Annotated in this window: 13 protein-coding genes; 6 read left to right on the top strand and 7 right to left on the bottom strand. The window is 51.4% G+C overall.

Annotated features, from left to right (window positions below; all coding sequences use genetic code 11):
* Positions 1 to 51: 51 nt before the first annotated feature.
* From spoIIR to ychF, 4 genes are all read right to left on the bottom strand, one after another.
* Positions 52 to 795, bottom strand: coding sequence for a stage II sporulation protein R (gene spoIIR / locus VF724_RS12845; protein ID WP_371754655.1), 744 nt, complete (start codon positions 793 to 795; stop codon positions 52 to 54).
* A 272-nt stretch (positions 796 to 1,067) separates the two neighbouring features.
* On the bottom strand, positions 1,068 to 1,952 hold the full coding sequence (gene prmC / locus VF724_RS12850; protein ID WP_371754656.1) for a peptide chain release factor N(5)-glutamine methyltransferase: 885 nt from the start codon (positions 1,950 to 1,952) through the stop codon (positions 1,068 to 1,070).
* Positions 1,949 to 3,022 (bottom strand): peptide chain release factor 1, encoded by a 1,074-nt coding sequence (gene prfA / locus VF724_RS12855; protein ID WP_371754657.1) that lies wholly within the window; start codon positions 3,020 to 3,022, stop codon positions 1,949 to 1,951. The genes prmC and prfA overlap by 4 nt, the downstream gene beginning before the upstream one ends.
* A 147-nt stretch (positions 3,023 to 3,169) precedes the next feature.
* Entirely contained in the window at positions 3,170 to 4,270 is a 1,101-nt protein-coding gene (ychF, locus tag VF724_RS12860; protein ID WP_371754658.1) for a redox-regulated ATPase YchF, read from the bottom strand.
* Between the two features lie 332 nt (positions 4,271 to 4,602).
* On the opposite strand from ychF, the gene VF724_RS12865 reads away from it, so the two are divergent.
* From VF724_RS12865 to tadA, 3 genes are all read left to right on the top strand, one after another.
* The gene (locus VF724_RS12865; RefSeq protein WP_371754659.1) at positions 4,603 to 4,869 is read left to right on the top strand and encodes a hypothetical protein; all 267 of its coding nucleotides are present in this window, start codon (positions 4,603 to 4,605) and stop codon (positions 4,867 to 4,869) included.
* Positions 4,870 to 4,973: 104 nt separating this feature from the next.
* Entirely contained in the window at positions 4,974 to 5,159 is a 186-nt protein-coding gene (locus VF724_RS12870) for a hypothetical protein (protein ID WP_371754660.1), read from the top strand.
* A 263-nt stretch (positions 5,160 to 5,422) separates the two neighbouring features.
* Positions 5,423 to 5,887: a tRNA adenosine(34) deaminase TadA gene (tadA, locus tag VF724_RS12875; RefSeq protein ID WP_371754661.1), complete on the top strand. Its 465-nt coding sequence runs from the start codon at positions 5,423 to 5,425 to the stop codon at positions 5,885 to 5,887.
* A gap of 26 nt (positions 5,888 to 5,913) precedes the next feature.
* Here tadA and VF724_RS12880 read toward each other — a convergent pair whose 3' ends face one another.
* From VF724_RS12880 to VF724_RS12890, 3 genes are all read right to left on the bottom strand, one after another.
* Positions 5,914 to 7,455: an MDR family MFS transporter gene (locus tag VF724_RS12880; RefSeq protein WP_371754667.1), complete on the bottom strand. Its 1,542-nt coding sequence runs from the start codon at positions 7,453 to 7,455 to the stop codon at positions 5,914 to 5,916.
* Positions 7,456 to 7,542: 87 nt separating this feature from the next.
* Positions 7,543 to 8,004, bottom strand: a complete 462-nt coding sequence (locus VF724_RS12885; RefSeq protein ID WP_371754662.1) for a MarR family winged helix-turn-helix transcriptional regulator — start codon at positions 8,002 to 8,004, stop codon at positions 7,543 to 7,545.
* A 238-nt stretch (positions 8,005 to 8,242) separates the two neighbouring features.
* Complete coding sequence (locus tag VF724_RS12890) at positions 8,243 to 8,533, bottom strand: M20/M25/M40 family metallo-hydrolase (protein WP_371754668.1); 291 nt, start codon at positions 8,531 to 8,533, stop codon at positions 8,243 to 8,245.
* Positions 8,534 to 8,608: 75 nt separating this feature from the next.
* Between VF724_RS12890 and VF724_RS12895 the strand changes: the two genes are divergently transcribed.
* The 3 genes from VF724_RS12895 to VF724_RS12905 all read left to right on the top strand — a co-directional run bounded on the left by VF724_RS12895 (position 8,609) and on the right by VF724_RS12905 (position 13,684).
* Positions 8,609 to 8,890 carry an antibiotic biosynthesis monooxygenase gene (locus VF724_RS12895; RefSeq protein ID WP_371754663.1) on the top strand — a complete coding sequence of 94 codons (282 nt, stop codon included), beginning with the start codon at positions 8,609 to 8,611 and terminating at the stop codon, positions 8,888 to 8,890.
* Positions 8,891 to 9,251: 361 nt separating this feature from the next.
* Positions 9,252 to 12,359: an efflux RND transporter permease subunit gene (locus VF724_RS12900; RefSeq protein WP_371754664.1), complete on the top strand. Its 3,108-nt coding sequence runs from the start codon at positions 9,252 to 9,254 to the stop codon at positions 12,357 to 12,359.
* A gap of 56 nt (positions 12,360 to 12,415) precedes the next feature.
* Positions 12,416 to 13,684 (top strand): efflux RND transporter periplasmic adaptor subunit, encoded by a 1,269-nt coding sequence (locus tag VF724_RS12905; RefSeq protein ID WP_371754665.1) that lies wholly within the window; start codon positions 12,416 to 12,418, stop codon positions 13,682 to 13,684.
* Positions 13,685 to 13,724 lie beyond the last annotated feature (40 nt).

Consider the following 13,724-nt stretch of genomic DNA (forward strand, 5'->3'; position numbering starts at 1 on the left):
CCAGTCATTCCACTCATTATATCATGAACGGGAAAGTGTGGAAAAACTTGATCAAGAGAAGAAACTCTTGATCAGATCAATCAGCCTCCGGAACAAATCGACGATGAAGAACCGCACTTCTTTGTCCGGTTTGGGGCTGTCGCTGCTCTGACCGGAATTCGCGGATAAATTCTGCTGCTCCGTTCCCTTGGACTTGCCTTCCTTCATTTGGCCGGCGCTTTCCTTCTGCCGAACCGCCGCGTCCTTATTTTGTGAAGAGGCCGCTGCCTTTGTCAGAGAATCACGGGGAACCGCATCACCGGATACATCCACGAAACAAAGCGGTGGAAACAGGACACACCACCAATTCTGCCCCTCTCCATTGCCAAGCGTTACCCGCAGCGCTTCATAATTGCCTGCCGGATATACCTGATTGCCGTACAATTTCGTTGGAAAAGGCACAATTCCAAGCTCAACCTTGTAGCCGTAATCAAATCCGTACTTATGCAAAACCGAACCGACGATATTCTTAAGATCGGGAATATGCGTTCTGATTTCAGTTCGGGCTTGTTCAATTGTCATCGGGTCCCGTACCCATCCGTTCATGGATTCGACGATCGCATCGCGAACCTTGCGCTTCACCCACTGATCCCCGGTCTGATCGGAATTTGCCAATATCCGCAGACGGATCGCTTGTTCAGGGATCTTGTCCGTTACCACCGCTGCATTCGCCATTTCCGCTTCCCCGTTGGCCATCAATAGACTTAAAAGAAAAAAAACATATAAATAAATCCGGAAACCGCTTTTTTTAAGCATTTCTATGACGCTCCTTTCCTCTGCCCATGAGGCTTTCCTTACCAAAAAGTATGGACAGAAAACAAAGAAGCTAAACCTATGAATCTAGCTTAAAAATTCCTATCATCCTTGAATTCAAACTAATAGAGCGTGTTCAAAAAGCCTTGAGCTAAATTGAATCCTGTTTTTACGATTTCAACAGCGACCGGAGGCACACCCCTTTTGCGCAGCGACCCAGCTTTTTGAACACGCTCTAATAGATTTCCGTTATCCATTACCGTTAATAAGGACTCCTAGCGCCTGACCGCAAGCACATGCCTCTGGATTCCGGCCAAATCCTTGATAACCCGGATTTCCTCCCAGCGGCCGGTTTCCCTCAGCAGTTGCACCACTGCATCGGCTTGGCCGAAGCCGACCTCGAACCCGACACACTGCGGAATATGCGGCAAAAGCTCCATTTGGCCGATGATCCGCCGGTAAAAAGACAACCCGTCCTCGCCCCCGTCGAGCGCCAAAACCGGCTCATGATCGCGGACCTCGCGCTGAAGCCCAGGGATGTCGGATGAAGGGATATACGGAGGGTTGGATACCAGAATGTCGGCATCCACACCCGCTTCCGCCGCAGGAAGCAGCAAATCGCCGGGCAAGAACGTGATGCGCTCTGCGACGCCGTTGTCTGCGGCGTTGCTTCTTGCCGTGTCCAGCGCCGCCGGGGAAATATCAACGGCGCAGATCCGCCAGCCCGGACACTGCACAGCGATACTGACCGGGATCGCTCCGCTTCCCGTGCCGATATCCAGCAGCAGCGGGGAATCCCCGGGCTCGGGCCAAAGCTCCCGTCCGATTCGGATGACGGCCTCCACCAACAGCTCGGTTTCCGGCCGCGGAATCAGGACCGAAGGATTCACGCGGAACGCAAGACCGTAGAATTCCTGTTCCCCGGTGATGTACTGGACCGGCTCGCCCTGCGCCCTGCGTCTCACTGCCTCCTCCCACAGAGGCGCCAATTCCGCAGGAAACGGCTCCTCCCAATGCAGAAACAAGCGCGTACGATCCGACCGCAGCAGATGAAGCAGGAGCCATTCGGCCGCCTGCCTGCTATCTTCCACACCTCTTTCCGCTAATAAAGAAGAAGCCCGCAAACAGGCTTCTCTGATCGACAATGTCGGGCGGGTCATTGCAGTTCCCCTTTTTCCATTAATTCTGCCTGTGCGGCGATCGTGAGCGCGGAGATGACTTCCTCCAGATCGCCGTTCAGCACCGTATCCAGCTTATGCAGCGTCAGTCCGATCCGGTGATCGGTAATCCGGCTCTGCGGAAAATTATAAGTGCGGATCCTTTCGCTTCGGTCGCCGGTGCCGACCTTGCTTTTGCGTTCACTGTCGTACTTGGCCTGCTCCTCCTGCATCATCTTCTCGTATATGCGCGCGCGAAGCACTCTCAGCGCCAGCTCTTTGTTGGAATTCTGCGATTTCCCGTCTTGACAGGTGGCCACAATGCCCGTAGGCACATGCGTGACGCGCACCGCCGACTTGGTCGTGTTGACGGACTGTCCTCCGGCGCCGCTGGAGCAGAACGTATCGACCCGGATGTCGCTGTCCTTGATCTCGATTTCAATGTCTTCCGCCTCCGGAAGCACGGCTACCGTAGCTGTGGACGTATGGATGCGTCCGCCCGATTCGGTCACCGGAATCCGCTGCACCCGATGAGCGCCGCTTTCGAATTTCAGCTTGCTGTACGCGCCTTTGCCCTTGACCATAAAGACAACCTCTTTAAAGCCGCCGAGATCGTTCAGACTGGCGTCCATCAGCTCCGTTTTCCAGCCTTGAAGCTCGGCATAACGGGTATACATCCGATACAGGTCGCCCGCAAACAAGGCCGCCTCGTCTCCGCCGGCCGCGCCGCGGATTTCCACGATCACGTTTTTGTCGTCATTCGGATCTTTGGGCAGCAGCAGCACATGGAGGCGTTCTTCCAGCCGCTCTTTTTTTGCGGACAGCTCATCCATCTCCATTTTGACCATTTCACGCATTTCATCGTCGAGCTTTTCGCCAAGCATCGCTTTCGCCTCGTCCAGCTGCTGCGACACGGATTTATATTCAACAAAGGCTTCGTAAGTCTCTTGAAGGTCAGACTGCTCTTTGGAATACTCTCTCAGCTTTTGAGAATCGTTGACCACCGCAGGATCGCATAAAAGCTCGCTGAGTTTGTCATACCGGTCCGCCAGCGATTGAAGCTTATCCAACAATCTGATCACCCCTTTTCAAGTTCCTTGATGCTTAAGATTATCAATATTTCATTTTATTAAAACCTCATCGGGATTGTCAATCGTTCACGCGCCGCCATTGGCTGGAAAAGAGACACCGCAATTCGTGAAAAACCCGACACCCTTTGCTCACACATTGAAGCGAAAATGCATCACGTCGCCATCCTGCACGACATATTCTTTGCCTTCCAGGCGCAGCCAGCCCCGTTCCTTGGCGGCGTTCATCGAACCGGCCTCGATCAGCGCGTCATAGCCGACAACTTCGGCGCGGATGAATCCTTTCTCGAAGTCGGTGTGAATCACGCCGGCCGCTTGCGGTGCCTTGGTCCCGCCGGGGATCGTCCATGCCCTGACTTCCTTTACGCCTGCGGTAAAATAGGTCTGCAAGCCGAGCAGCTTGTAGGCTGCTTTAATCAACCGATCCAAACCCGATTCGGGCAGACCGAGTTCCTCCAGAAAGAGCGCGCGATCCTCCCCTTCCAGCTCGGCAATTTCCGATTCCACCTTCGCGCTGATGGCGACCACCTCGGCTCCTTCCTGAGCCGCAAAAGCCTTGACCTTCCGAACCAGCGGATTGCTATCCGCCGCGGCAGCTTCGTCCTCGCCCACATTCGCGGCATAAAGGACCGGCTTGGACGTCAGCAGATGCAAATCCCGCAGCAGCAGCTTTTCATCGTCGCTCAGTTCCACGCTTCTGGCGGGTTGATCCGCATACAGCGCCTCTTTGATCCGTTCAAGGCACTCCACCTCCTGGATCACTTTCTTGTCTCCGCTTTTCATATTCTTGCGGGACCTGTCCAGCCGGCGCTCCACCGTCTCCAAATCGGCCAGAATCAGCTCCAGATTGATCGTCTCGATATCGCTGATCGGATCGACGCCCCCGGCTACATGCGTGATGTTCGGATCCTCGAAGCAGCGAACGACATGCACGATCGCATCAACCTCGCGAATATGGGCAAGAAATTTGTTGCCCAGCCCTTCTCCCTTGCTTGCCCCTTTGACCAAGCCCGCAATATCAACGAATTCGAACGCCGTCGGCACGATCCGCTCGGGATGCACGATCTCCGCGAGCTTATGCATCCTTTCATCCGGTACCTCAACCACGCCGACATTCGGATCAATCGTGCAGAACGGATAGTTCGCCGATTCCGCTCCCGCCTGAGTGATCGCATTGAACAAAGTGGATTTGCCCACATTGGGCAGCCCGACAATTCCAGCTTTTAAAGCCATCTATCTCAACCCCTTATATTTGCAATGAACAAAACCCTTAACCATTATATATGTAAACAAAAAAAAATCCTATCCTGAAAATTCACTTCCACTAAAAAACAATTCAATGTCTATTCTTCGGGGCGTGTCGCGCGCCATTTTCATCACCTGCTGGTGCCATGAAATGGCATGGGACGTCTAGTCGTTTTCACCGCGCTTCTGTTTTTGGAGGCATTTGTATCAAAAGTCTGTTTTTTTGTTTGGCTCAGCCGTTTTGTGTCTGATGTCCGCAGCGTATATCCATGTCCTAACCGTTCTGCAGCGCATATCAATAGGGTAAAGGAAGTGATTTTATGCGTCGGCTGCCCCGCCCTTCAAGTGTGGTCGTCTTGTCCACGGTAAAAAGCCCGTTTGCCCGGGAGCTGTTCATCGAGGGGTTTGCGATTATCGGCCAAGTGCCTTGCTGCTCCAAATTCCTTTCCGTCGGACAGCCCGTTCAACAGTCGCGGAAATGTTTGATTCGCAACGGTTATGTTCTCCGTTCAAGCTGGTCCAATGTCTTGGTTTTCAGCACGATTCGTTTAAGAAGGACACCCCGTTCATCCAGAATTTGCTCATAAAAGTGTTTAAATATTCAGTGTAGGGTGTATAACTTTACCCGAAGTGATCCACAATAAGATGGAAAAATTCAACTATCAATCAAACCATAGTAGGAGGACTATCCATGGCCGAAAATCAAGAACGATCCGCTATGCAGGAAACGGCTGAGACCTTGAAGGGAGGCCTCGAAACCGCTTCGGACGCAACCCAGAATACCATCGAAACAGCGAGTGAGGCAGCCGAAAATTTGACCGACCAAGCGGAAAGGGCAGCCCGGAATGCGATCAATCGGATGAGCGATCAGGAGTAAAACCGCAGAGTAAAAGCGAAAATACAAGACCATGTTTCCAAGGGGAACATGGTCTTTCGCTGCTTGCGTTTAAGGGATTGCTGCTGCCCATCCCTTTCCATTGCACTTGATAATCATCTGCCAATCCCATACAATGGTTTCGATGTTGCGGGATGATGCGGTTATCCACATTATCCAGGTTATCCACAGACTTATCCACACGCTGTTAACAACGAATGAACGTTCGCGGGAAATTTATTGAAGTTCGGGAGGCGGCTTTGATCATGGAAGAACAAGAGCATATCCGTTGGATGAGGGAAGCCGTTCATGAAGCGCGGAAAGCGGAGGCCCTTGCGGAGGTTCCGATCGGTGCGGTCATCGTCCGGAATGGAGAAATCATCGCAAGAGGGTACAATGTCCGGGAAACCACGCATGATCCCGCGGGGCACGCCGAAATGATCGCCATCCGGCAAGCCGGCGAACATCTGAAAGCATGGAGGCTGCTCGGCTGTACGCTGTATGTGACACTGGAGCCTTGCCCCATGTGCGCCGGAGCGATTGTGCAGTCGCGCATTGAACGCGTTGTTTACGGAACCGCGGACCCGAAAGCCGGCTGTGCCGGAACGCTCATGAATCTGCTCCAGGACGACCGATTCAATCACCGTGCGGAAGTGATCCGCGGAGTGCTGGAGGAAGAATGCAGCTCGCTTCTGACCGATTTTTTCAAGAAACTGCGTTTGCGGCAATAATACGCAAGTAAATCATGTTGTGAAGTCTACTGCCGAACAACCTCTGACTTGCCGTTTTTTCTGTCCGAAATGGCGATTTTTCCAACAAACATGCTGAGCGCTACTCCAAGCACAATAAACAGCAAGCCTAAGAGGAAAACACTATGCAATGAATCGACCAACGCCGCTTTTAATATCGGATTGAACATCTGCGTTAAGGCCGGCGGTATTTTGGCGAGTATATCCGGACTCAGAAGCATGGAGTACAGCCCCTGCGGATTGCTCTGAACCATCGACGTGATCTGTGACGCCATTGCGGATGCTTCTCCCGGCAATTGTTTCATTATAGGCAGCAATTTATCCGTCAAAATAGTGCTGGATTTATGATTCATGATCGCGCCGAGAATGGTCATCCCGAATGTTCCGCCAATTTGCCGGAAAAATTGGCTAGACGATGTGACAACGCCGCGCTCGGATTTCGGGAAGCTTTCTTGCAGCGCCAGCGTAAGAAGCGGCATCACCAGGCCAATCCCCAGACCGATCACCACCAAATAGCTGGAAGCGACGAGCTTCGATGTATCGATGCCCATCCCCGTCAGCAACAGGAAGCCTCCCGCCATCACAATCATCCCGACTGCCATTTGATTGCGAACGCCGATCTTTTGCACCAATTGCCCGCCGAGCACACTGGCTGCAATCATGCTAATCATCATGGGGGTCATCACCGTTCCCGATGCGGATGCGCTGATGCCGACGATCCCCTGCATAAACAACGGAACGAACATGATCGCCCCGAACATGCCGACGCTCATTACAAAGCCGATCCCGTTGATGACTGAAAAAGTCCGATTTTTGAATAGACGGATCGGCAGGATCGGTTCAGCGGCCTTCGATTCGATGACGACAAAACTGAATAAAGATACCGCGGAAAGAGCGAACAGACCGATAATTTGCCAAGAAACCCAAGCATAATCCCTACCTCCGAAGGTTAAAGCCAACAATAAGCTGACGACGCCAATAATCATCGTAAGGATGCCCGGCACATCAAATTTGACTTTTTCCGTCGTTCTTTTGCGTTTCGGAAGCGCGACGGCTATCACCACGGCTGCCAATATTCCCACGGGAAGATTGATGTAAAAGACCCATCTCCAATTCAGCGCATCAACGATCCACCCGCCGACCTGGGGACCGATGACAGAGGCCAGGCCGAATATTCCGCCGAATACCCCCTGCCATTTGGCTCGCTGCTTGCCTGTGAAGATATCCCCGATGATAATCATGGCCATCGGCATCATAATGCCGCCGCCGACCCCTTGCAGGCCGCGAAATAGTATCAGTTCCGTCATGTTCTGGGACATGCCGCATAGCGCCGAACCTGCCATAAAAATCAGCAGCCCGCTAACATACACAGCCCTGCGGCCAAGCAAGTCGGCAAATTTGCCGGCAATCGGAACGACGACCGTAGAACTCAGCATATAAGCAGTCGTCAACCAAGTCATTAACCCGAGTCCGCCAAGCTCGCCGACGATTCTCGGCATAGCCGTCCCGACAATCGTGCCGTCCAGCGCGCCGAACAGCATCGCAATCATCAATCCGGCAATCAGCAGCCCTTTATTGGGGATCGCCGTGCCGGAAATTTCGATTTGTTTTTTATTATGTGCAATCTCCACTAATACTCATCCTCCTGATGTCGAATTCTCGTTGGATATCCTTACAATTTTTTCGAATGTATGAACGAATTGGGCCAATTCATCGGAATCCAGCCGGGAAAAATAACGGCTGATAATTTGTTTGGAGAAATCCCTGGCCTTCTCTAACTCGTTTTCTCCCTCCTCTGTCAATTCCACCAGAACAACCCGTCGATCGTTTGGATCTTGGGTACGCATAACCAGCTTTGAAAGAACCAAGCGGTCGATCATGACCGTAATTGCGCTGGGTTTTACTTCCAGCCTTTCAGCCAGCTGTGTAATTTTACAGGGTCCGTGCTCTTTGATGATATGAAGCATAAAAAATTGCGGTCGGGTCATGCCCGTTCCATTTTTCTCCATCAAGCTTCGATGCTCTATCCCGATTTTCCGTCTCAAGGATTCATTCGCAGACAAAAAACGTTGAATATATTTCTCCAAATCCTGGTCCAAGACGAATTCCTCCCGTCGAAGTGTTTGCATAATTTAAATTTTAAACTATTTATTATTTAAATAATTTAATTAAAAATATCATGAACCGAGCTGCCGCGTCAAGGGTTAATCGTTTAACAGGTTTTACAAATAAGCCCAATAGCCGATTGGCGCTGGTGTTGGGCAATCATACAAAGAAGGAACCCTGAAGCGCTGCCTCAAGGTTCCTTCTTTGTATTTCCTCAAAACATACGAAAAATTACTTCCCGAGTTCATCCCAATATTGGCAAAGCACCCGCAGTCCTTTCTCGTAGTTCTCCAAATGAAAATGTTCGTTAGGCGCATTCACATTCCCGTCGGGAAGACCGAACCCCATCATCACGACAGGCGCATTCATCAATCTGGCGCACACCTCGACGGTCGGAATGCTTCCGCCGGTTCTTTTGTAAACCGTAGGCACCCCATAGACCGATTCGTAGGCTTTGGCCGCAGCGGCAATATACGGATGAACTTGCCTTCCAGACTGTAAATGAGCTTGAATTCGATATATTCAACTTCTAAATATCATTCATGAATCTGTTTTTTTCGGATATGCTATAATGATTGTAAAAAGGAGGGAATACCGATGTTTATCGCAGTAAACACCATTCAAGTCGAAAACCCGGAGCATATGGCCGGCATGTTTCAAAAGCTGTCTCCTCAGTTGAAGCAGTTTAACGGATTTCTCGGATTTGAAGTTTGGAAAGCGGAAAATCAGCTGAAGGCCATCTCCCGATGGCAGTCAAAGGAAGACTTTGAGCGGTACATCAACAGCGACCTGTTTAAAAGCCATCATGGAGGCTCGAGCGGACCGTCGATGCGCAATCAGGCTCAAGTGGAATATTTCGAAGGGGAATCCATCGTTTAAGCGCAAAACACCCTATCCGAGAATGAGATGGATAGGGTGTTTTTTTTGTGCGGAGCAGACGAAAAACCCCGACTAAAGTCCAGGTCCAAAAACCTTCGGGAGACCGTATTCGATTCCGCTGCCAATTTTTACAATTGATCTATCCCGAAAATTCACTTCCGCTTAAAAACAATTCAATGAGAATTCTTCGGGGACGCTTCAACATGCCATTTTCATCCGTTGGCGCCGTGAAAACGGCATGGACGTCTAGCAAATGAAATTCTCATTCTTTTTTAATACTTTCCATAGGTGACGGATCTAGTATTGTAATATACTAGTGTCTAGATGAATTTCGGCATCAAATATTGGAGGAGTTTGACCAATGGTAAAATTAACGGAGTTCTCGATGAAGAATGTGGCAGCGGTCGTGATTATCATGATCCTTCTGTTCGCAGGAGGAATCTATTCAGCCGGCACTTTAAAAGTGGAGAGCATGCCCGACATATCGTTCCCGGTTGTCCTCGTCTCCACGCAGTATCCCGCTCCTCCGAAGGATGTGCTTGAGCAGATCACCAAGCCTCTGGAAAAGCAGATTGCCACCATGGAAGGCATCAAAAACCTGACCTCCACTTCAAACGACAACTATTCGCAGATTATCATCGAATTGGATCAGGGCAACAAACCCGAGGATGTAAAAAGAGACGTGGAAAGCCTCATTTCCAACGTCCAATTGCCGGATGACGCGGAGAAGCCCAAGGTCATGACGTTCGGCTTTGCCACCGAGCCGGTTTATTATATGGCTGTGTACGGACAGAACGGCATGAACCAGGCGGAACTGGACAAAATCTACAAGGATGTCATTGAGCCGGGGTTTAATTCCATCAAGGGAATTGACCACATCGATTCCATCGGAAACAAGGAAACGAAGGTTGAAATCAAGCTGGACGCAAACGCCTTGCAAAATTACGGTCTTACCCCGACCCAGGTGATCAATGCCGTCAAAGCCAACCTGACCTCCAGTCCGGCCGGTTCGGTTGATTTCAACGGAAACACGGAAATGGTCCGGGTCACAGGCGAATTCAATTCGATTTACAATCTCGACAACATGGAGTTCACCGCTCCTTCCGGCGATACCCTTCTGTTGAATCAAATCGGCAAAGTCGAATCGATCAGCGAATCCACCTTCTTCGCCCGTTTGGACGGCAAACCGGCCATCGCCATTCATCTGTACAAAACAAAGGATGCCAACGCGGTCGAATTCGGAAATGCCGCAGACAAGTTGATCAAGGAATGGAAAACAACGCTGCCGAACATTGCCTTTCATACGGTATACAACGGCGCCACCGACATACTGGAATCGGTGAACGGGATGATTCGCGAGGGCGGATTGGGCGCGATTCTCGCTTCCTTGATGATTCTGTTTTTCCTGCGTAATTTCAGAATGACGCTGATCGTGCTGATTTCGATTCCGTTATCGATTCTTATTACGCTGCTGCTGATGGCGCCGCTGAATATCTCCATCAACATCATGACGCTGGGCGGCATGGCCATCGCCGTCGGGCGGGTCGTCGACGACAGCATCGTGGTCATCGAGAATATATACAGCCAGCTTCTGAAGGCTCAGGAACGCAACGAATCGGTCATCAAACTCGCGGTCGAGCAAGTCGCCTCCGCGATCACCTCTTCGACACTGACAACCGTCGGCGTATTCGGTCCGATCGGGTTTGTAAGCGGGGTGGTCGGAGAAGTGTTCCGTCCGTTCGCCATCACGCTTGCCGCAGCCTTGATCTCCTCGCTTTTTGTTGCCTTGACCGTCATTCCGATGCTGTCCAAGCTGATGGTCATGAACAGCCGGAGTATTCCGGAGCACGGCACGGCTCAAGTCAGCAAAATGTCCGCGGCCTATAAATCCATATTGCTGTGGTCGTTGAAGCACCGGGTCAAAACGGTTCTGCTGGCCGGTCTATTGTTTGTCTTGTCCTTCGTGCTGATTGTTCCGAACTTGGCCGTATCCTTCATGCCTGACAGCGAAACCGACAAGCAGATCATGTTCCAAATTCATTTGCCGAGGGAAACGTCGATCGAAACGATGGACGCCCAGATGAAACAAATCGAAGCCCTGCTGCGGGACAGCAAGGATCCCGCAGGCCACGCATTGTTTACTTACGTCGAATCCTTAGTCGGCTACGATTTCACCGGCAGCCGTTCCCCATATAAAGCCACTTTGTTTTCAGCGGTCAGCGAAACAGCCAATGCCAAAGAAACGATGAATGCCTATAAGGAGAAGATGCTTGCCCAGCTCCCCAAAAACTCCACTGTCAACGCGCAACTCCTTTCCTTTAACGAAGGCGGCAGCTCCGGCACCGACTTCTCATACTCGCTGAAAGGCGACGACCAGCTTGCGCTCCAAGAAGCCGCGGGCATCATCGAAGAGAAGATGAAAGAGTTCCCCGTGCTGACGGATGTCAAGGACAGTCTCGGCGATTCCAAAATGGAAGTGGAAGTGACCGTGAATCAGAACGAGGCCAAATTGTACGGCCTGACCGTCGGCCAAGTGCTCGGCGCCATTCATGATTGGATCAAAGACGAAAGCCTCGGCGATATCAAATTCGACAATGTGCTGCTGACAACAACCATCGGTCTGGATTCAGACTTCAAAAATTCGATTCAAAAAATCGGCGAGATTCCGTTGAGCACACCGACTGGCGCAACTATTCACGTTCAGGACATCGCCAAGGTTCGAAATATAGAAGCGCCGGTGTCGATCACCAGGGAAAAACAGCAGCAGGTCGTGAAAGTTGCCGCCAATATTGACAGCCCTGACAAAGGCGGCGTCAGCCAAAGAGTTTCCAAGGCGCTTGACGCAATACCATTGCCTGTCGGGGTCAGCCGGGAAGTCGCCGGCGTCACCCGGGATATCAACGACAGCTTCTCGCAAATGTTCCTGGCTATGGCCGCATCGATCTTCATCGTCTATCTCATCATGGTGCTCGCCTTCGGTAACGCCAGCGCTCCGTTTGCCATTTTATTCTCGCTTCCGCTGGCCGCCATCGGCGGATTGGTCGGATTGCTCGTGACGAGCCAATCGCTCAATGTCACGTCGCTGATCGGATTCCTGATGCTGATCGGGATCGTGGTCACCAATGCCATCGTATTGGTTGACCGGGTGCAGCAACTGCGGGAACAAGGCTACAGCGTTCGCGATTCGCTAATTGAAGCGGGAATGACGCGGTTAAGACCGATCATCATGACCGCCGGAGCGACGATCTTCGCTCTGCTGCCGCTTGCCTTGGGCTTTTCGAAGGGCACGCTGATATCCAAAGGCTTGGCCGTAGTCGTAATCGGCGGACTGACCACTTCGACCTTATTGACCCTGGTCATTGTGCCGATCGTCTATGAACTTATTCAATCTTTCAAAGGCAGAATCAAACGGCTATTCAATAGAAAAACCTCTGCCGAGGCCAATTCAATGATGATCGACCGTTTTTAAGCAAAACCAATCCTCCACAATTTAATTACGGGGCAACAACAAAGGAGTACGTAAACATGGGACAATGGAAGGATGAAAATCGTATGGTAAACCGTTCACGGCGAAATTCACTCACGCTGTTAGGACTCGCGCTGCTTTGCATGGCGATAATCGCGGGATGCTCCGCCAAACCGGCGAACAAGCAGGCGGCCCTACCGGATAATTCGGTCAAAATGGTCAAGGTAGCCAAAATCGCCAAGCAAAAAATCGCCGATCCGGTCGAGCAGGTGGCCGATGTGCTCCCTTCGGCAAGTGTGAATGTCGTCACCAAGGTCGGCGCCGACGTGCTGGAAGTGGTTAAACAGCGCGGAGACAGGGTTAAACAAGGGGACCCGATCATAAAGCTGGATCCTACGGATATGCAGCTTCAGCGGGATAAAGCCGCTTCGGCCGTCAGCAGCGCGCAGGAAGCTTTGACCAAGGCGGCGCAGGACCTCGACAACAGCAAACAGGAAATGCAGAATTCCGTGACCAAACTTGAACAAGCCTTGATCCTGTCGGCCAAAAATTTGAACAAAACGAAGAACGACTACGATCTTGGTCAAGCATCGAAAACCCAGCTCGACCAAGCCCAGAATGCTTACGATAATGCGAAAAGCGATTTGGATCTGCTGAAGCAAAAACAAATAACGCTGGACTCCACTGACTCCCTGTCGGCTCTAAAAGCGCAGCTGGAGACTTCCCGAATCTCGTTGGATCAATTGGACCGGTCCCTGTCATTTCATGAGGTAACCGCCCCGATCGGCGGTGTGCTTACAGACTTGCCGGTTGAGAAAGGGATGACCCTGCCCGCCGGCTTTCAAGTCGGAGTTATCCAGCAGCTCGATCCGGTCAAAATTCGCGCCTATTTAACTCCGTCGGCCGCACAGCTCGTTCGCGGCAAAACCGAACTGTCCTTCTCCATCCCTGGCAGTTCCGATAAAATGAAAGGACGAATCAGCTATCTATCCGACGTCATGAGCATGCAAACCAAATCTTATGAATTGGACTTGTCGGTGCCCAACCCCGATTTGAAATTGACCTCGGGTATGAAGGTGCAGGTGGAGCTCTCGGATAACTCTCAGGATGTAGTCGTAACGGTTCCCAGTCTCAGCATCGTCAGAGAAGAAGGCAACACATACGTATTCGTGCTCGTCAATGATCACGTGGAAAAGCGCAAGGTCGAGCTCGGACGGGTGAATGATTTGAACCAGGAAGTGCTCTCTGGTGTGAAAGAAGGCGAGCTCCTCGTGGTTTCCGGACAAAACCGATTGAAGGATCGGGAGAAGGTTCAAATCAGCAATTAATAATTGAATGGAGGAACACAACGTGCACACCATCTGGAAG

This window comes from Ferviditalea candida (genome assembly GCF_035282765.1).
Taxonomy (GTDB): Bacteria; Bacillota; Bacilli; order Paenibacillales; family KCTC-25726; genus Ferviditalea; species Ferviditalea candida.